Annotated in this window: 14 protein-coding genes; 11 read left to right on the top strand and 3 right to left on the bottom strand. The window is 64.5% G+C overall.

Translation table 11 applies throughout. The features are described 5' to 3' along the window. Positions 1 to 86: 86 nt before the first annotated feature. Positions 87 to 1,064, bottom strand: a complete 978-nt coding sequence (gene acuI / locus BRD58_RS16205) for an acrylyl-CoA reductase (NADPH) (protein ID WP_015462382.1) — start codon at positions 1,062 to 1,064, stop codon at positions 87 to 89. Between the two features lie 69 nt (positions 1,065 to 1,133). Then, positions 1,134 to 1,724, bottom strand: coding sequence for a HupE/UreJ family protein (locus BRD58_RS16200; protein WP_069579423.1), 591 nt, complete (start codon positions 1,722 to 1,724; stop codon positions 1,134 to 1,136). A gap of 336 nt (positions 1,725 to 2,060) precedes the next feature. On the opposite strand from BRD58_RS16200, the gene csrD reads away from it, so the two are divergent. The 9 genes from csrD (at position 2,061) to tldD (ending at position 15,401) form a co-directional block, all read left to right on the top strand. Next, complete coding sequence (gene csrD / locus BRD58_RS16195) at positions 2,061 to 3,953, top strand: RNase E specificity factor CsrD (protein ID WP_015462380.1); 1,893 nt, start codon at positions 2,061 to 2,063, stop codon at positions 3,951 to 3,953. Between the two features lie 472 nt (positions 3,954 to 4,425). After that, a complete protein-coding gene (gene mreB, locus BRD58_RS16190; protein ID WP_005289819.1) occupies positions 4,426 to 5,469 on the top strand; it encodes a rod shape-determining protein MreB in 1,044 nt (347 codons plus the stop codon). 155 nt (positions 5,470 to 5,624) lie between these two features. Beyond that, positions 5,625 to 6,677 carry a rod shape-determining protein MreC gene (gene mreC / locus BRD58_RS16185; RefSeq protein ID WP_015462379.1) on the top strand — a complete coding sequence of 351 codons (1,053 nt, stop codon included), beginning with the start codon at positions 5,625 to 5,627 and terminating at the stop codon, positions 6,675 to 6,677. After that, positions 6,677 to 7,165, top strand: a complete 489-nt coding sequence (mreD, locus tag BRD58_RS16180) for a rod shape-determining protein MreD (protein ID WP_012849947.1) — start codon at positions 6,677 to 6,679, stop codon at positions 7,163 to 7,165. Before mreC ends, mreD begins: the two co-directional genes overlap by 1 nt. Before the next feature lie 40 nt (positions 7,166 to 7,205). Next, positions 7,206 to 7,799 (top strand): Maf family protein, encoded by a 594-nt coding sequence (locus tag BRD58_RS16175; protein WP_012849946.1) that lies wholly within the window; start codon positions 7,206 to 7,208, stop codon positions 7,797 to 7,799. Beyond that, the gene (gene rng / locus BRD58_RS16170) at positions 7,789 to 9,258 is read left to right on the top strand and encodes a ribonuclease G (RefSeq protein WP_012849945.1); all 1,470 of its coding nucleotides are present in this window, start codon (positions 7,789 to 7,791) and stop codon (positions 9,256 to 9,258) included. Before BRD58_RS16175 ends, rng begins: the two co-directional genes overlap by 11 nt. A 62-nt stretch (positions 9,259 to 9,320) precedes the next feature. Next, a complete protein-coding gene (gene yhdP, locus BRD58_RS16165) occupies positions 9,321 to 13,109 on the top strand; it encodes an AsmA2 domain-containing protein YhdP (RefSeq protein ID WP_069579421.1) in 3,789 nt (1,262 codons plus the stop codon). Then, positions 13,106 to 13,948 carry a deaminated glutathione amidase gene (gene nit1, locus BRD58_RS16160; protein WP_015462377.1) on the top strand — a complete coding sequence of 281 codons (843 nt, stop codon included), beginning with the start codon at positions 13,106 to 13,108 and terminating at the stop codon, positions 13,946 to 13,948. Before yhdP ends, nit1 begins: the two co-directional genes overlap by 4 nt. 7 nt (positions 13,949 to 13,955) lie before the next feature. Further along, positions 13,956 to 15,401 (top strand): metalloprotease TldD, encoded by a 1,446-nt coding sequence (gene tldD, locus BRD58_RS16155; protein ID WP_012849942.1) that lies wholly within the window; start codon positions 13,956 to 13,958, stop codon positions 15,399 to 15,401. A 54-nt stretch (positions 15,402 to 15,455) separates the two neighbouring features. Here the strand turns inward: tldD and aaeR are convergent, their stop codons facing one another. Beyond that, positions 15,456 to 16,376 (bottom strand): HTH-type transcriptional activator AaeR, encoded by a 921-nt coding sequence (gene aaeR, locus BRD58_RS16150; protein WP_012849941.1) that lies wholly within the window; start codon positions 16,374 to 16,376, stop codon positions 15,456 to 15,458. A 307-nt stretch (positions 16,377 to 16,683) separates the two neighbouring features. Between aaeR and aaeX the strand changes: the two genes are divergently transcribed. Together aaeX and aaeA are read left to right on the top strand one after the other, a co-directional pair. Further along, positions 16,684 to 16,887, top strand: a complete 204-nt coding sequence (gene aaeX / locus BRD58_RS16145) for a p-hydroxybenzoic acid efflux pump operon protein AaeX (RefSeq protein WP_069579419.1) — start codon at positions 16,684 to 16,686, stop codon at positions 16,885 to 16,887. A gap of 31 nt (positions 16,888 to 16,918) precedes the next feature. Then, entirely contained in the window at positions 16,919 to 17,833 is a 915-nt protein-coding gene (gene aaeA, locus BRD58_RS16140; RefSeq protein WP_078057762.1) for a p-hydroxybenzoic acid efflux pump subunit AaeA, read from the top strand. Positions 17,834 to 17,846: the final 13 nt, after the last annotated feature.

Raw genomic sequence — 17,846 nt, 5'->3', positions numbered from 1 at the left:
TCATCATGGCAGGAAAGGGCGCGGCGGTGGCGAGTATCACAAAATTGTTATACTTGGCGGCGGGTGCACCCCGCCGCGCGGTGGGGCTAGCGCAGGCGCACCAGCGTGCGGCCGGTGATGCGGTTCGCCATCAGATCGGCCGCGGCCGGGATCGCCTGCTCCAGGGTGATCTCGTTGGCGCAGCGACGGTAGAAGTCGGCCGGCAGCAGCTCGGCCAGGCGCTGCCAGGCCAGAGAGCGCCGGGCCGGGGAGGCCATGACCGAGTCCACCCCCTGCAGCCGCACGTTGCGCAGAATGAACGGCATGACGGTGGTCGGCAGGGTAAAGCCGCCCGCCAGTCCGCAGGCGGCGACCGTGCCGTTGCTGTCCATCTGCGCCAGCGTCTTGGCCAGCACCTCGCCGCCGACGGTGTCAACGGCGCCGGTCCAGCGCTGTTTTTCCAGCGGACGGGCCGGGGTCTGGAAATCGGCCCGCGGCAGCACCTGCTGCGCGCCGAGCGCCAGCAGATAGTCGTGGTTCTCCTCCCGCCCGCTGACGGCCGTCACCCGGTAGCCCAGGCGGCTGAGCAGCGCGACGGCGGTGCTGCCGACGCCGCCGCTGGCGCCGGTGACCAGCACGTCGCCCTGTTCAGGGGTCACGCCTCCCTCCTCCAGCGCCATCACGCACAGCATGGCGGTCAGGCCGGCGGTGCCGATAATCATCGCCCGGCGGCCGTCCAGCCCCTGCGGCATCGGCAGCAGCCAGTCGGCGGCGACCCGCGCCTGCTGCGCCAGCCCGCCCCAGTGCTGCTCCCCAACGCCCCAGCCGGTCAGCAATACCGCTTGGCCGGGGACAAAGCGCGCATCGGTGCTCTGGTTCACGACCCCGGCAAAATCGATACCCGGCACCATGGGAAACTGGCGCACGATCTTGCCCTTGCCGGTGATGGCCAGCGCATCCTTATAGTTAAGACCGGACCAGTGGACGTCGACCAGAACCTCCCCGGCGGGCAGGTCGTCGCTGTTCAGCTGTTGAATGTGGGCATGGGTCTGACCGTCACGGTTGTCGAGTAGCAGCGCTTTCATGATGGGATCCTGTTGATTGAGTGGCTGAATGCCGACGCGTTTCTGCTTTCTGCGGCGGCGATGCCTATTCTATAACAGGAATAGGGCTCCGCCCGCTACGGCAACCATCCCACCGGTGAGCGGCGTCAGATAATGTACCCCGCGCCGCTCTATGCGCCCGAACAGCAGCCCCAGCGTCAGCCCGGCCCCGTGCAGCAGGGCGGTCACCAGGGCAAACCCCAGGCTGTAGCTCAGCCCGCCGGCGTCCGCCGGCATCTCCATGCCGTGGGCGTAGCCGTGGAACAGGGCGAACAGCCCGACCAGCAGACAACTGGGCAGCAGGGGCAGGCGTACCCGGGCGGCGACCAGCAGCCCCATCACCAGCACCGAGGCGGTGATGCCGAATTCGACGGTCTGCCCGGGCACCCGATCGGTCACCAGGGCCAGGGCACCGCCGGCGATCATGGTGAGAACGAAGGCGGCGGGCACCCGCCAGCGCGCCTTACCGCCGCGCTGGGCGGCCCATAGCCCCACCGTCAGCATCGCCAGCAGGTGATCGAGACCGGACAGCGGGTGGTAGATGCCCGCCCAGAAGCCGTGGGTCGCTCCGGCGCCGGTGTGCGCCAGCGCTGGGGCCGCGGCGCACAGCAGCAGGCTGCCGGCGAAAGATAATTTTTTCATAATATATCCCTGTCAGTTAATCATTGTGTTTATATGTAACGCATTGTATTTCAACTGGATTTTTGGTGAATCTCTCCGGCGCTGTAAAGCGCGGTGGCGATGGGCCCGGCGGATAAATGTCAAAACTGTGGCGTATCCGACACTTTGCGCGTCCTCTGGGGTCGTTTGTATTAATGGGGAAAATTCGATCTGAAAAAATAATTTATATAAATGATGATATGGTCGGCGTCGGAATTGTTTACTATTGAGGCAGACGCTCTCTCCGGGCGGCGGCGCGCGTAGAGGGCGCCTTTATTTTCACGGCGATGACGCTTAACGGAATGGGCAGGGTCAGGGATGCGTATTACAACCAAATTCTTTGCCTTCATTACCTTACTGGTTGCGTTAGGGATGTTTCTGATGCTGCTGGGCAGCACCTATAGCTTTTACAGCCAGACCCATCAGCGCGCGGAGACCCAGCTTAATATCCTGACGGCGATGATCGACCAGCAGCTGTTGACCGAGTCCCGCGACAGCGTAAAGCGCTGGCTTCCGGTGATGATGCGATCGGCCGGCGCCGTTGAGCTGTCGGTGTATCACGACGATCGCCAGGTCTATTACCACCACCTGCCCGCGCTGTATAACCCGTGGCGTACCAACGATAACCTGCGCAGCTTCGAGTCGCCGCTGCTGCAGCACCCGGGCTATCGTCTGAAGATGGTCTACATTGAGCCGACGGCCAGCTACAGCCACTCGCTGGAGCGCATGTTCCCGCTCTCGCTCTCCATTGGCGTTATGGTGATCATGCTGTTTTTCGCCTACCGCTGGCTGCGTGGACAGACCCAGGGGATCGAGCGGCTGGAGCGCCGGGCGCGCCGCATTCTGTCCGGCGATCGCGATCTGCGCGCGGGGGGCATCGGCGAGTTTCCCGCCAGCGCCAGCAGCGCGCTCGACTGCCTGCTCGCCGAGCTGTCCGATGCGCGCGAAGAGCGCAGCCGGATAGACTCGCTGATCCGCGCTTTTGCCGCGCAGGACTCGCGCACCGGGTTAAACAACCGCCTGTTTTTCGATAATCAGCTGACCACCCTGCTGGAGGATGAGGGGGCCCACGGCGTGGTGATGATCCTGCGCCTGCCGGATCTGGAGGCGCTGGCCAGCCAGCCGGGGCGGCGCCAGCGCGAAGAGTTTCGCTATGCGCTGACCAATATGCTGTCGACCTATGTCATGCGCTACCCCTCTGGCCTGCTGGCCCACTATTTTCAGAATAACTTTGCCGTGCTGCTGCCGCATCGCTCGCTGAAAGAGGCGGAGGGCTTCGCCGCCCAGCTGCTGGCCTCGCTGGCGGCCATCCCCTCGGCGCCGGGGGTGATCGCCGATGAGGTGCTGCATATCGGGATCACCCTGTACCGCGCCGGCGAGCAGGTGGAGTCGGTGATGGATCGCGCCGAGCAGGCGGCACGCAGCGCGACCCTGCAGGGCGGCAACGGATGGTTTGTCGATCCGATTCCGCAGCCGGAGATGGTGCGCGGCAGCGTGCGCTGGCGTACCCTGCTGGAGCAGACCCTGGCGCGCGGCGGGGCGCGGCTGTTCCACAAGCCCGCGGTGACGGTGGACGGGCGGGTGCATCACCATTACATCCTGCCGTACATCTATGACGGCAATCAGCCGATCCCCAGCGCCGAATTTATGCCGCTGGTGCAGCAGCTGGGGCTGGCGGAGCGCTTCGATCGTCAGATGGTCAGTCAGATTATTCCGTTGTTGCGTCGCCTGCCGGGACAAAGGCTGGCCTTTCCGCTGACGGTTGACTCATTATTACAGCGTAGCTTTCAGCGCTGGCTGCGCGACACCCTGCTGCAGAGTGAGCGCCCGCTGCGCCGACGCATCCTGATCGAGCTGAGCGAGGCGGACGTCTGCGCCCACCAGGCGCGGCTGGGCCCGATCCTGCGCCTGCTGCGCGGGCTGGAGTGTCAGGTGGTGGTCTCTCAGGCCGGGCTGCGTATCGTCAGCACCACCTATATCAAGCAGCTGCAGGTGGCGCTGGTGAAGCTGCATCCGGCGCTGGTGCGCAATATTGACCGGCGTATCGAAAACCAGCTGTTTGTGCAGAGTATCACCGGCGCCTGCGAGGGCACCGTCGCGCAGGTCTTCGCCACCGGGGTGCGCAGCAAAGAGGAGTGGCGAGTTCTCAAAGAAAAAGGGATCGCCGGCGGGCAGGGGGATTTTTTTGCAAAATCACGACCGGTTCTCTAGTCGGAAAAAATATTGTGACGGATAATGAATTGCGCTTTTTGTCAGGGAAAATTCACGTAGAATAGCGTGTAATCTGCGCTTATACGGTTGGTGGGCGCTTACGCGCCGCCCGGCGCGTGTCGTCGGAGTCCTCCCGAAGCGCGGGAAAACGGCGCAGGTTTCCCGCACGCTGTGCCGTTGAAATATGAGTTATCTGAATTATTGATGCGCTGTGTTGCGGCCGGTAACGGATGCGTGGTGCGGTAACGTGGCGATGTGGGGCGTGCTATCGTCATCGGGGCAGCGTTTCCCCGTTTGCGTCGGCGTTCCAGCGTGGTGTCATGATAAATACCACCCTAATCTGTTGAATGGTAAACGCGGTGTAATTTTTCACCGGAGCAGGACGTTTTTGCGCCTTGTCGCTGTTCCGCGTGGTTGGTAAAGTAAGCGGATTTTATTTTTCGCCTCCAGCTTTCAGGATTATCCTTCAGTTATGTTTAAAAAATTTCGTGGCATGTTTTCCAATGACTTGTCCATCGACCTGGGTACTGCCAATACCCTGATTTATGTTAAAGGACAAGGCATTGTTTTGAATGAGCCTTCCGTGGTCGCTATTCGCCAGGACCGCGCCGGTTCTCCGAAAAGCGTTGCCGCCGTGGGGCATGAAGCGAAGCAGATGCTCGGCCGTACGCCGGGCAATATCGCCGCTATCCGCCCGATGAAAGACGGCGTTATTGCCGACTTCTTTGTCACCGAGAAGATGCTGCAGTACTTCATCAAGCAGGTGCACAGCAATAGCTTCATGCGCCCGAGCCCGCGCGTGCTGGTGTGCGTGCCGGTCGGTGCCACGCAGGTTGAGCGCCGCGCCATTCGTGAATCTGCTCAGGGCGCCGGCGCCCGCGAGGTATTCCTGATCGAAGAGCCGATGGCGGCCGCGATCGGCGCCGGCCTGCCGGTTTCCGAAGCGACGGGCTCCATGGTGGTAGATATCGGCGGCGGTACTACGGAAGTGGCGGTGATCTCCCTCAACGGCGTGGTGTACTCCTCCTCCGTTCGTATCGGCGGCGACCGCTTTGACGAAGCGATCATTAATTATGTGCGCCGTAACTACGGCTCTCTGATCGGTGAGGCGACCGCGGAGCGCATCAAGCATGAGATCGGCTCAGCCTATCCGGGCGATGAGGTGCGTGAGATCGAGGTGCGCGGCCGTAACCTGGCTGAAGGGGTTCCGCGCGGCTTTACTCTCAACTCCAATGAGATCCTGGAGGCGCTGCAGGAGCCGCTGACCGGCATCGTTAGCGCGGTGATGGTGGCGCTGGAGCAGTGCCCGCCGGAGCTGGCGTCCGATATCTCCGAGCGCGGCATGGTGCTGACCGGCGGCGGCGCGCTGCTGCGTAACCTGGACCGTCTGCTGATGGAAGAGACCGGGATCCCGGTCGTGGTGGCCGAAGATCCGCTGACCTGCGTGGCGCGCGGCGGCGGCAAGGCGTTGGAAATGATCGACATGCATGGCGGTGATCTGTTCAGCGAAGAGTAATCCCTCTGCGGCGGGCGCGGGCGTCCGCCGGGGATGATACGAATGCCGGACACCGGGCGGGGAGATCTCCCTGTCCGGTGTTCGTGTATCGCGCGATCGCTACATGCACGGGGCTGCGCGCGGCGCAGCGCCGACGTCGAGGATAACGCAATTTTATGAAGCCGATATTCAGCAGGGGCCCCTCCCTGCAACTGCGACTTTTTTTGGCGGTGGTGGCGGCGGTAGGACTGGTGGTGGCTGACAGCCGTTTGGGCATGTTTCAGCAGATCCGCACCTACCTCGATACCTCCGTGAGTCCGTTCTATTATCTGTCCAACGGTCCCCGTCAGTTCCTGGATACCCTCTCTAACACCTTCGCCACCCGCGATCGGCTGGAGCTGGAAAACCGGGCGCTTCGTCAAGAACTCTTATTAAAAAACAGCGATCTGCTGCTACAGGGACAATTGAAGCAGGAAAACGCGCGCCTGCGCGAACTGTTGGGTTCGCCGCTGCGTCAGGATGAACACAAGATGGTGACCCAGGTCATCTCTACGCTGCCCGATCCCTACAGCGATCAGGTGGTGATCGATAAGGGCAGCAGCAGCGGCGTTTACTTTGGCCAGCCGGTGATCAGCGACAAAGGCGTGGTCGGCCAGGTGGTGGCGGTCGGTAAAGCGACCAGCCGGGTGCTGCTGATCTGCAACGCCTCCCACGCGCTGCCGATTCAGGTGCTGCGCAACGATATCCGCGTGCTGGCCGCCGGCAACGGCTGCAGCGACGATCTGCAGCTGGAGCACCTGCCGGCGAACACCGATATTCGCGTCGGCGATGTGCTGGTGACCTCCGGCCTGGGCGGCCGTTTCCCAGAGGGCTACCCGGTGGCGGTGGTCTCGTCGGTGAAGGTGGATAACCAGCGAGCCTATACGGTGATCAAGGCGCGGCCGACCGCCGGTCTGCAGCGTCTGCGCTACCTGCTGCTGCTGTGGAGCGGCGATCGCGACGGCACTCTGCCGCTGCCGCCGGATGCGGTGCAGCGGGTGGCCAACGAGCGCCTGATGCAGATGATGCCGCAGGTGCTACCGCCGCCGTCGGCGATGGGGCCGCCGGCGCCGCCTCCTGCCTCGGGTGCCGGATCTGCGCCGACGCCGCCCGCCGCGCCGGGAAACGCGAAGCCGGCCACCGCGTCGGGCACGGCGACGCCGCAGGGCCGTAAACAGGAGGTGCGCTGATGTCGGGATACCGTAGCCATGGACGCTGGATTATCTGGCTGTTCTTCCTGCTGGCCTATGTGCTGCAGATCATGCCCTGGCCGGATGATATCGCCATGTTTCGCCCCAACTGGCTGGCGCTGTTTCTGATTTACTGGACCATGGCGCTGCCGCACCGGGTGAACGTCGGCACCGGTTTTCTGCTGGGGCTGGGGTGGGATCTGATCCTGGGGTCAACCCTGGGGATCCGCGCGCTGGCCTTTAGTCTGCTGGCCTATCTGGTGGCCTTTAAGTTTCAGCTGCTGCGCAATATGGCGCTGTGGCAGCAGGCCCTGATGGTCATGGTGCTGACGGCGGCGATGGACATCGTGATTTTCTGGGGGGAGTTTGTGGTCACGAGCGCCGCATTCCGCCCGGAAGTATTCTGGAGTAGTGTAGTGAACGGGCTGCTATGGCCGTGGCTGTTCCTGCTGATGCGTAAGGTGCGTCGCCAGTTTGCCGTGCAGTAACGGCGCGCGGCGGCGCAGAATACAGGGTTATCGAAAGTGTATGTGTGAAATCTATCTGGCCTCTGGCTCCCCGCGTCGGCGTGAACTGCTGACGCTGATGGCGATTCCCTTTGAGCGTTTAACGCTGAGCGTGGAGGAGCAGCGTCGCCCGAACGAGGCGCCGCTGGCGTATGTCTGTCGTCTGTCGCGCGACAAGGCGCAGGCCGGCGTGGCCGCCGCGGCGCAGGATCGCCCGGTGCTGGGGGCGGATACCATCGTGGTGCTCGACGGCGAGGTGTTGGAAAAGCCGCAGGATCCGGCGCAGGCGGCGCAGATGCTGCGGCGCCTGTCCGGGCGCAGCCATCAGGTGATCACGGCGCTGACCCTGGCCGATCGGCGAGGCTGCCTCAGCTGCCACGTGGCGACCGAGGTGACCTTCTGTACCCTGAGCGAGGCGCAGATCGCCGACTATGTGGCCAGCGGCGAGCCGCTGGACAAGGCCGGCGCCTACGGCATTCAGGGCAAAGGGGGCTGTTTCGTCCGCGCGATCAACGGCAGCTACCATGCGGTGATGGGACTGCCGCTGGTGGAGACCCGCGAGCTGCTGGCACGCTTTATGGCGTTAAGGGATGTGAGGAGAGAGCATGACAACTGAACTGTTGGTTAACGTTACCCCATCGGAAACGCGCGTCGCCTATATCGATGGCGGTATCCTGCAGGAGATCCATATTGAGCGCGAGTCCAAGCGCGGCATCGTCGGCAATATATACAAAGGGCGCGTGAGCCGGGTTCTGCCCGGAATGCAGGCGGCCTTTGTAGATATTGGTCTGGAGAAGGCGGCGTTTCTGCACGCCTCCGACATTATGCCGCACACCGAGTGCGTTGCCGGTGACGAGCAGAAGAACTTTCACGTGCGCGATATCGCCGAGCTGGTGCGTCAGGGACAGGATCTGATGGTGCAGGTGGTGAAGGATCCGCTGGGCACCAAGGGGGCGCGGCTGACCACCGATATTACCCTGCCGTCGCGCTATCTGGTGTTTATGCCGGGCGCCAGCCACGTCGGGGTCTCGCAGCGCATCGACAGCGAGGCGGAGCGCGAGCGCCTGAAGGCGATCGTCGCCCCGCACTGCGACGAGCTGGGCGGCTTTATTATCCGCACGGCGGCGGAGGGGGCCGACGACGAGGAGCTGGCGCAGGACGCCGCGTTTCTCAAGCGCCTGTGGATCAAGGTGATGGAGCGCAAGCGGCGCAATAAGACCAAGTGCATGCTGTACGGTGAGCTGGCGCTGGCGCAGCGGGTGCTGCGCGACTTTGCCGGGGCCTCGCTGGATCGTATCCGGGTGGATTCGCGCCTGACCTACGATCTGCTGCAGGACTTCACCAGCGAATACATGCCGGAGATGACCCCCTGCCTGGAGCTGTACAGCGGTAAGCAGCCGATCTTTGACATGTACGACGTGGAGAATGAGATCCAGCGGGCGCTGGAGCGCCGGGTGGAGCTGAAGTCGGGCGGCTATCTGATCATCGATCAGACCGAGGCGATGACCACCATCGACATTAACACCGGCGCCTTCGTCGGCCACCGCAATCTGGATGAGACCATCTTCAATACCAACGTCGAGGCGACCCAAGCCATTGCCCGTCAGCTGCGTCTGCGTAACCTGGGCGGCATCATCATCATCGACTTTATCGACATGAGCTGCGAGGATCACCGGCGTCGGGTGCTGCACTCCCTGGAGCAGGCCCTCAGCAAGGATCGGGCAAAAACCAGCATCAATGGCTTTTCGCAGCTAGGCTTGGTAGAGATGACCCGTAAGCGCACCCGTGAGAGCATCGAGCACGTGCTGTGCGGCGAGTGCCCAACCTGTCATGGCCGCGGCACGGTGAAAACCGTGGAGACGGTGTGCTACGAGATCCTGCGCGAGATCGTGCGGGTGCACCATGCCTATGACAGCGATCGCTTCCTGGTGTATGCCTCTCCGGCGGTGGGCGAGGCGCTGAAGAGCGAAGAGTCCCACGCCCTGGCGGAGGTCGAGCTGTTTGTCGGCAAACAGGTTAAAGTACAGATAGAGACGCTCTACAGTCAGGAGCAGTTCGACGTAGTGATGATGTAACGGCGTTGACGCCGGGGACGGGATCGATCCGCTGGGTCATGTTTGAACGATAGGAGAACGGCGTGAGGCGACTGCCCGGTTACCTGCTGGCAACGCTGGCGACCCTGATAGTGCTGGTCGCTTTGCTGGTGAGCGGGCTGCGTTTACTGCTGCCGCACATTGACAGCGTACGTCCGCAGATCGCGGCGCGCCTCGGCCAGTTTATCGGCGCGCCGCTGACCATCGGCGCGCTGAGCGCCAGCTGGCAATCCTTTGGCCCCACGCTGGAGGCGCGCGACATCGCCCTGCGGGGGGCGCAGGGGCAGCTGCAGGTGCGGCGCATGACGCTGGGGCTGGATGTCTGGCAGTCGCTGCTGCACGCGCGTCCGCAGTTCCGCGATCTGACGTTTTATCAGCTGCAGGCCAGCACCGATCGCCCGCTGGCGCGCGAAGAGGGCCACGGCGGCCTGAAGCGCGACGAGCTAAGCAATATCTTCCTGCGCCAGTTTGACCACTTTACCCTGCGCGACAGCCGTCTGCGCTTTCCCTCTCCCTCCGGCGTTCCGCTGCAGCTGACCGTTTCCCAACTGACCTGGCTCAACGGCCCGGATCGCCACCGCGCAGAGGGAGAGGTCAGCTTCTCCACTCCGCAGGGGCAGCACGGCAATCTGCAGCTGCGCATGGATCTGCGCGATAAGAACGGCCTGCTCAGCGACGGGGAGATCTACCTGCAGGCGGACCAAATCGACCTGCGCCCCTGGCTGAGCCGCTGGATCAACCACAATACCGGACTGAACGCGGCCGATTTTAGCCTGGCCTCCTGGCTCAGCGTCCGCAACGGCGAGATGGCGGGGGCGCTGGTCCGCCTGCGCGATGGACAGGCGGGATGGCGCGCCGACGATCGGCCGCACCGGCTGACGGTGCGCGATCTGACGCTCCAGGCGACGCGTCGCGACGGCGGGTGGCAGCTGGATGTCCCCCGGCTCAATCTGGCGACGGATGGGCAGCCGTGGCCCGCGGGGCATCTGAGCCTGCTCTATCTGCCCCGGCAGGGGACGGTGCAGGAGGAAGCGCTGCGGCTGCGGGCTACCGATCTGCAGCTGGCGCGCATTACGCCGCTGCTGCCGACCCTGAGCTTCCTGTCGCCGGCGCTGGTGGAGTCGCTGCAGCGCCTGCAGCCGCAGGGGTACATCCGCCGGGTAGGCGTCGATATTCCGCTGCAGCAGCCCGAGCGCAGCCGGGTGCTGGCCGATTGGCACGACGTCAGCTGGCAGCCCTGGAAGCTGCTGCCCGGCATCGATCGCTTCAGCGGCTCCCTGAGCGGCAGCGGGCAGGATGCTCGGCTGCGTTTCACCCTGAAAGACAGCACGCTGCCCTACGCCGCAATGTTCCGGGCGCCGCTGTTGGTGCAGCGCGCCAGCGGCGTGGTCAACGTGACCCGCGATGCGCAGGGGTGGACGCTGAGCGGACAGGATATGGATGTGCAGGCGCGCGCCCTGTGGAGCCACGGCGGCTTCCGCTACCATCAGCCGACGGCGGGGCCGGCGCTGCTCAGTATTCTGGCCGGTATTCGCCTGACGGACGCCCGCGAGGCCTGGCGCTATTTCCCTGAACCGCTGATGGGAACGGCGCTGACGGACTACCTGAGCGGGGCGCTGGAGGGGGGCGCGGTGGAGAACGCCACGCTGCTGTATGACGGCGATCCGCAGCGGTTCCCCTATCAGCATCACGACGGTCAGTTTCAGGTCTATGTGCCGCTGCGCCAGGCCACCTTCCGCTTTCAGCCGGACTGGGCCCCGCTGACCGATCTGTCCATCGACCTCAATTTCCTTAACGACGGACTGTGGATGTTTGCCCCGTCGGCGCATCTGGGCGCGGCGCGCGGCAGCGCTATTCACGCGGATATCCCGCAGTATGGCGCCGAGCGTCTGCTGATCCGCGCCGGGGTGGCCGGCAGCGGCAAGGCGGTGCGCGACTACTTTATGCTGTCGCCGCTGAAAAGCTCCGTGGGCGCGACGCTGGATGAGCTGCAGGTGGGCGGCGACGTGACGGGGCGTCTGGATCTGGATATTCCGCTCGACGGCGGCGATACCCGCGCCCGCGGCGAGGTGCGCCTAGACAATAACACGCTGTTTATCAAGCCGCTCGGCAGCCAGATGCAGGGGGTTAGCGGCGCGTTTCGCTTCGACGATGGCCGCCTGCAGAGCGATCGGCTGAGCGCCCACTGGCTGGGGCAGCCGCTGGCGCTGCAGTTTGCCACCGTTCCCCAGGCCGATCGGTATCAGGTCGCGGTCGATCTGAACGGCGACTGGCTGCCGGCCCGTCTGCCGTGGCTGCCGCCGGGAATGGATACGCACCTGCAGGGGAGCGCCCCCTGGCAGGGCAAGGTGACGATCGATCTGCCCGATCGCGGCGCCAGCCGCTATCAGGTCGACGTCGAGGCCGACCTGCGCGCTGTGGCCAGCTCGCTGCCCGCGCCGCTGACGAAAGCGGCCGGTGCGGCCCAGCGGCTGAAGGTTAACGCCGACGGCGATATGGCGGGCTTTACGCTCAGCGGCAGCCTAGGCCGCGACAGCCATTTCGCCGCGAACGTGGCGCTCGGCCCGCGCGGCGTGGCGCTGGACAGCCTGAGCTGGGACAGCCAGAGCAGCGCGGTGCCGCAGACGCAGCCCGGTCAGGCCACGCTGCGTCTGCCGCCGCTGGACGGCGCCGGGTGGCTGGCCCTGCTGGCGGCGCCGCTGTCGTCGCAGCTGGACAGCCGCAGCGTGCTGCGCCTGCCGGCGCAGATAACCCTTTCTACGCCGCAGCTGCTGCTGGGTGGGCAGGCCTGGCACCAGCTGAGCCTGGCGCTGACGCGACAGGGCGAGACGACCCAGCTGCGCGCCGATGGCCGTGAAATCCGCGGCGCTGCGCGTCTGGGCGCCGGGCAGCTGAGCGCCGCGCTGGACTTTCTGTACTACGATCCCCAGCCGATGACGCCGGGGAGCGCGGCGGCGGCCCCCATCGATCGACCGGTCGCCGGTCAGCCGCCCCTGTTTCGCCGCTGGCCGGCCATGCAGCTGCGCTGTCAGTCGTGCTGGTTTATGGGGCAAAACCTGGGGAAAGTGGCCGCCGATATGCGGGTGGAGGGGGATACCCTGCTGCTGACGGATGGCCTGCTGGACAGCGGCAACACCCGCCTGACGCTGACTGGCCGCTGGCAGCAGCAGGATGGCATCAGCCGGACGCAGATCAGCGGCGGGCTGCAGGGGGCGAACTTGACGGACAGCGCGGACTTTTTTGGCCTGACCCTGCCGCTGAAGCAGTCCGCCTTTAAGGGCGACTACGATCTCCGCTGGCAGGGGGAGCCCTGGCAGCCGCGCATAGAGACGCTGGATGGCGCGCTGCAGGTGCGTCTGGGCAAGGGGGTGCTCGAAAGCATGGATACCGGGCGCGCCGGTCAGCTGCTGCGCCTGGTGAGCTTTGATGCCCTGCTGCGCAAGCTGCGGCTGGACTTTAGCGACACCTTCGGCGAAGGCTTCTACTTCGATGGCATCAAGGGGCATATCGCCCTGCATAACGGGGTGATGTCGACGGACGATCTGCTGATCGACGGCCTCTCTGCGGACGTGGCGATGAACGGCACGGTGAACCTGGTGACCCAGCGGATCGATATGCAGGCGGTGATCGCGCCGGAGCTGTCGGCGACGGTCGGCGTGGCCACCGCCTTTGCCGTTAACCCGGTGGTGGGGGCCGCGGTCTTTGCCGCGTCAAAAGTGCTGGCGCCATTGTGGAATAAAATATCGCTGATACGCTACAACATAAGCGGCGGGCTCGACAGCCCGGCGATCCATGAAGTGTTACGTCAGCCGAAGAAGGAGAAGGCACAATGAGGAATGCCAACGTCGCCTTACTGCAACTGTGTAGCGGTGAAAACAGCCGCGCTAACCTGGCACAGATTGAGCAGCAGCTGAAGCAGCTCAACGGCGCTATCAGGCTGGCGCTGACCCCGGAGAATGCGCTGCTGTTCAGCGACGCCGCGGGGTACCGCCAGCACGCCGAGCGGGAGGGTGACGGGCCGCTTCAGTCGGCGGTGCGCGAGCTGGCGCGCCGCTACGGGGTATGGCTGTTGATCGGTTCGATGCCGCTGTACAGCCGCGAGGATGCCGGCGGCATTACCTCCAGTAGCCTGCTGTTTGACGACGGCGGCGCGCTGCGCGCCCGCTACGACAAGCTGCACATGTTCGACGTCGAGGTGCGTGACGCGCATGGCCACTACCGCGAGTCTGACGTTTACCGCCACGGCGATATGCTGACGGTGGTGGATACGCCGGTGGGGCGTCTGGGGATGACCATCTGCTACGATCTGCGCTTTCCCGGCCTGTTCCAGGCGCTGCGCGCGCAGGGGGCGGAGCTTATCTCGGTGCCGGCCGCCTTTACTCGGGTGACGGGCGAGGCACACTGGGAGGTGCTGCTGCGTGCCCGGGCGATTGAAAACCAGTGCTATATTCTGGCGCCGGCCCAGGTCGGCAGCCACGGCGCGACCCGGCGCACCTGGGGCCACAGCATGGCGGTGGACGGCTGGGGCCGCGTGCTGCAGCAGAACGCCGACGCTGTACGGCCGATAAAGATTAAAGTGAACACCAACTCACTGAGCGTGCTGCGCGGGCAGATGCCGCTGGCACAGCACAACCGATTCCAGCCTGAGCTGATCCATCTTCACCAAGGGTAAATACACCATGAGTCTGACGTTTGTCAGTGAGCAGTTACTGGCTGCCAACAACCTGAATCATCAGGATTTATATAATGTCTTGGGGCAGTTGAACGCACGCCGCCTGGACTATGCCGACCTCTATTTTCAGTCCAGCGTGCACGAGTCCTGGGTATTGGAAGATCGCATCATTAAAGAGGGCTCTTACCATATCGATCAGGGGGTGGGCGTGCGGGCGATCCACGGTGAAAAGACCGGATTCGCCTATGCCGACCAGATAACCCTGCAGGCGCTGACCCAGAGTGCCCACGCCGCGCGCAGCATCGTGCGCGAGCAGGGCGATGGGCGGGCGCACACGCTGGGAGGGCTCAAGGCGGTCTCCCGCTACGGTATGCACTCCCCGCTCGATAGCCTGCCGCGCGAGGAGAAGATCGCGCTATTGGCACAGGTCGATCGGGTGGCGCGGGCGGCCGATGCCCGGGTTCAGGAGGTGAACGCCAGCCTGACCGGAGTGTATGAGCTGGTGCTGGTGGCCGCCAGCGACGGCACGCTGGCGGCGGACGTACGGCCGCTGGTGCGACTCTCCGTCAGCGTGCTGGTAGAGCAGGATGGCCGTCGCGAGCGCGGCAGCTGCGGCGGCGGCGGTCGCTTTGGCTATGACTACTTCCTGACCCTCCACGACGGCGAGGTGTGCGCCGATGCCTATGCGCGTGAGGCGGTACGCATGGCGCTGGTCAACCTGCACGCCAAGGCAGCGCCGGCCGGCACCATGCCGGTGGTGCTCGGCGCCGGCTGGCCGGGGGTACTGCTGCACGAGGCGGTCGGCCACGGGCTGGAGGGGGACTTTAACCGGCGCGGCACCTCCGTATTCAGCGGTCAGCTGGGTCAGCAGGTGGCCTCGCCGCTGTGTACCGTGGTAGACGACGGTACGCTGGAGGAGCGGCGCGGTTCGCTGGCGGTGGACGACGAAGGGGTGCCCGGCCAGTACAACGTACTGATTGAGAACGGGGTGCTGCGTGGCTATATGCAGGATAAGCTCAACGCCCGCCTGATGGGAATGGCGCCGACCGGCAACGGCCGCCGCGAATCCTATGCTCACCTGCCGATGCCGCGGATGACCAACACCTATATGCTGGCGGGAGAGAGTACGCCGCAGGCGATTATCGAGAGCGTGGAGTATGGGCTGTATGCGCCTAACTTCGCCGGCGGTCAGGTCGATATCACCTCCGGTAAGTTTGTCTTCTCCACCTCGGAAGCCTATCTGATCGAGAAGGGACGGATTACCCATCCGGTGAAGGGGGCGACCCTGATCGGCTCCGGCATGGAGGCGATGCAGCAGATCTCGATGGTGGGCAACGATCTGGCGCTGGATAAGGGCGTCGGGGTCTGCGGTAAAGAGGGGCAGAGCGTGCCGGTCGGCGTCGGACAGCCGACGCTGAAGCTGGATGCGATGACCGTCGGCGGCACCGCCTGAGTTCGGCGCGACTCGCCACGGTATGTCCCGCGGGCCGGCTTTTGCCGGCCCGCGCTATTTCTCCTGACGGGTATCGCGGAAGGTGTCCGCCATCTGGGCAAAGTAGTCGCTCAGGTACTCTAGGCAGAGACGCAGCTTGATGGGCAGGTGCGCCTTCTGGGCATACAGCGCATACACCGGGCGCGGGGTGGACTGGTACTGGGGGAACAGGATCTCGACCTCTTTACGCCGCACCGCGTCGATCACCCACATCAGCGGCAGATAGGTGATCCCGGCCCCGGCGTTCAGCCAGCTTAGCAGGGTCTGGGCATCATTGGTGTGAAAGCGTCCGCTGGGCATCAGCCGCAGCGACTCTCCCTCTGGGGCGATCAGCGTCAGGTCATGGGCGGGCTGGCCGCTAAAGTTGAGCCAGCTATAGCTGCCCAGCTCGGCGGGGCTCTCTGGGGTTCCGTGGCGCTGCAGGTAGCATTTGGCGGCGCAGATCACCATGGGCATGGCCCCCAGGGCGCGACAGAACAGGCGAGAGTCCTGTAGATCGCCGGCGCGGACCACCAGATCCAGACCGTCGGCGATCAGATCGGGCGCCGGGACGCCGGTGACCAGGTTGACCGACAGGCCAGGATATTCGGCCAGCATTCGGGCGCTGATCGGCGCCAGAACGTTTTGCGCCATGGTGGCCGAGCAGCCGATGCGCAGGGTTCCGCTGGGGGTATTGTTGTAGGCGTACAGCTGCTCGTGTACCTCTTGGGCCTCCTGCAGCATCTTGCGACAGCCCTGATAATAGATGCGTCCGGCCTCGGTCAGACTGATGCGGCGGGTGCTGCGGTTGAGCAGCCTGATCTGCAGGGCGTGCTCCAGCTTGGTAATGGTCTGGCTGATGGATGAGACGCTCATCGCCAGCTGCGCTGCGGCGCCGGTAAACGAGCCGCATTCGACCACCCGAGCGAAGATGGCCATATGCTTTAATCGTTCCATTTTTCATCCTGTCTTAATGGTGGTGGCTGAGTTCAGAACCATCTGTTTGTTTTATGCGCATTTTTTCTTATCGACAATAGATAATCAGCGCTGATTGTTTATTTACAATAAAAAGTGATTTGCGTCACAGATTATATATCCCCGCGGCGCATTAGGCTAACATGTCCCCGCGCCGCCGATGTCGGGGCGCATCCGTTCCGCCCTGCGCCTGTGGCGCACACCGCGTAACCGCCACCCCTTTTTCTCTGTCCGCCGTTTTTCGCCGTCAGCCGCGTGCGGGCATGCGTCGTTAAGTAAGGATTTTGCCATGGGAACGCTGCCCGTGATGGTGCTGTTTGGCCTCTCTTTCCCGCCGGCCTTTTTTGCGCTGCTGGCGGCGCTGCCCCTGTTCTGGCTGCTGCGGCGTCTGCTGCAGCCCTGCGGGCTGTACGACATGATTTGGCACCCCGCGCTGTTTAACTGCGCGCTGTACGGGTGTCTGTTTTATCTGGTGAGCTGGCTTTTTATCTGAAGGGGGTTCTGTGAAGCGTTGGATTGGACGCATGACGCGGGTGGCCGCTACGCTGGCCTTACTGGCGCTGGCCGCGCTGGCGGTCTCCAAGGCCTGGGTGTTCTATACCGCTTCTCCCTGGACGCGGGACGCGCGTTTTAGCGCCGACGTGGTGGCTATCGCCCCCGACGTCAGCGGGCTGGTGGAGCGCGTGCAGGTTCAGGATAACCAGCGGGTGGCGCAGGGGGCGGTGCTGTTCCGCATCGATCCACAGCGCTACCGCGCGGCGCTGGCGCAGGCCGAGGCGGATGCGCGCTACTATCAGGCGCTGGTGACGGAGAAGCGACGAGAGTCGCAGCGTCGGGCCGACCTGGGCGGGCGTATCGTCGCCCAGGAGAGCATCGATCGCGCCTACAGCGCGCTGGCGGCGGCCGAGCAACAGTTGGCCCGAGCACAGGCGACCCGAACCCTGGCGCAGCTGGATCTGGATCGCACGGTGGTGCGGGCGCCGGCCAGCGGCTGGGTGACCAACCTGCAGGTCCACGGCGGCGAGTTTATCAACCGCGGGGTTAACGCCGTGGCGCTGATTAAGCAGAATAGCTTCTACGTGCAGGCCTATATGGAAGAGACCAAGCTGGCCGGAGTGCGCCGCGGCTCGCCGGCGCAGATCACGCCGCTGGGCAGCGATCGTATTCTGTACGGCACGGTGGACAGCATCTCCGCCGGGGTCAACGACAGCAGCGCGACGCCGGGGCGCAAAGGGCTGGCGACGGTGGACTCCAATCTGGAGTGGGTGCGCCTGGCGCAGCGGGTGCCGGTGCGAATTCGCCTGGACGCGGCGACCCAGGCTCACCCCTATCCGGCGGGCACCACGGCGACGGTGGTGATCGGCACCGGCGGAGAGGCGCAGGCCGCGCGCCCGGCGCCGTATCGGCGCCTGCTGCAGCGTCTGCGCGAGTTCGGCTGAGCAGGGGGCGAAG

This window comes from Edwardsiella piscicida (genome assembly GCF_001896205.1).
Classification (GTDB): Bacteria; Pseudomonadota; Gammaproteobacteria; order Enterobacterales; family Enterobacteriaceae; genus Edwardsiella; species Edwardsiella piscicida.
This window is presented reverse-complemented; position numbering and strand designations above follow the sequence as displayed.

Bases quoted from the DNA above. Each gene is read 5' to 3' on its own strand.
- aaeA (WP_078057762.1), top strand. From the start codon at position 16,919: ATGACGCGGGTGGCCGCTACGCTGGCCTTACTGGCGCTGGCCGCGCTG.
- aaeR (WP_012849941.1), bottom strand. From the start codon at position 16,376: ATGGAACGATTAAAGCATATGGCCATCTTCGCTCGGGTGGTCGAATGC.
- nit1 (WP_015462377.1), top strand. From the start codon at position 13,106: ATGAGGAATGCCAACGTCGCCTTACTGCAACTGTGTAGCGGTGAAAAC.
- BRD58_RS16200 (WP_069579423.1), bottom strand. From the start codon at position 1,724: ATGAAAAAATTATCTTTCGCCGGCAGCCTGCTGCTGTGCGCCGCGGCC.
- acuI (WP_015462382.1), bottom strand. From the start codon at position 1,064: ATGAAAGCGCTGCTACTCGACAACCGTGACGGTCAGACCCATGCCCAC.
- rng (WP_012849945.1), top strand. From the start codon at position 7,789: ATGACAACTGAACTGTTGGTTAACGTTACCCCATCGGAAACGCGCGTC.
- mreD (WP_012849947.1), top strand. From the start codon at position 6,677: ATGTCGGGATACCGTAGCCATGGACGCTGGATTATCTGGCTGTTCTTC.
- mreB (WP_005289819.1), top strand. From the start codon at position 4,426: ATGTTTAAAAAATTTCGTGGCATGTTTTCCAATGACTTGTCCATCGAC.
- aaeX (WP_069579419.1), top strand. From the start codon at position 16,684: ATGGGAACGCTGCCCGTGATGGTGCTGTTTGGCCTCTCTTTCCCGCCG.
- mreC (WP_015462379.1), top strand. From the start codon at position 5,625: ATGAAGCCGATATTCAGCAGGGGCCCCTCCCTGCAACTGCGACTTTTT.
- BRD58_RS16175 (WP_012849946.1), top strand. From the start codon at position 7,206: ATGTGTGAAATCTATCTGGCCTCTGGCTCCCCGCGTCGGCGTGAACTG.
- tldD (WP_012849942.1), top strand. From the start codon at position 13,956: ATGAGTCTGACGTTTGTCAGTGAGCAGTTACTGGCTGCCAACAACCTG.
- csrD (WP_015462380.1), top strand. From the start codon at position 2,061: ATGCGTATTACAACCAAATTCTTTGCCTTCATTACCTTACTGGTTGCG.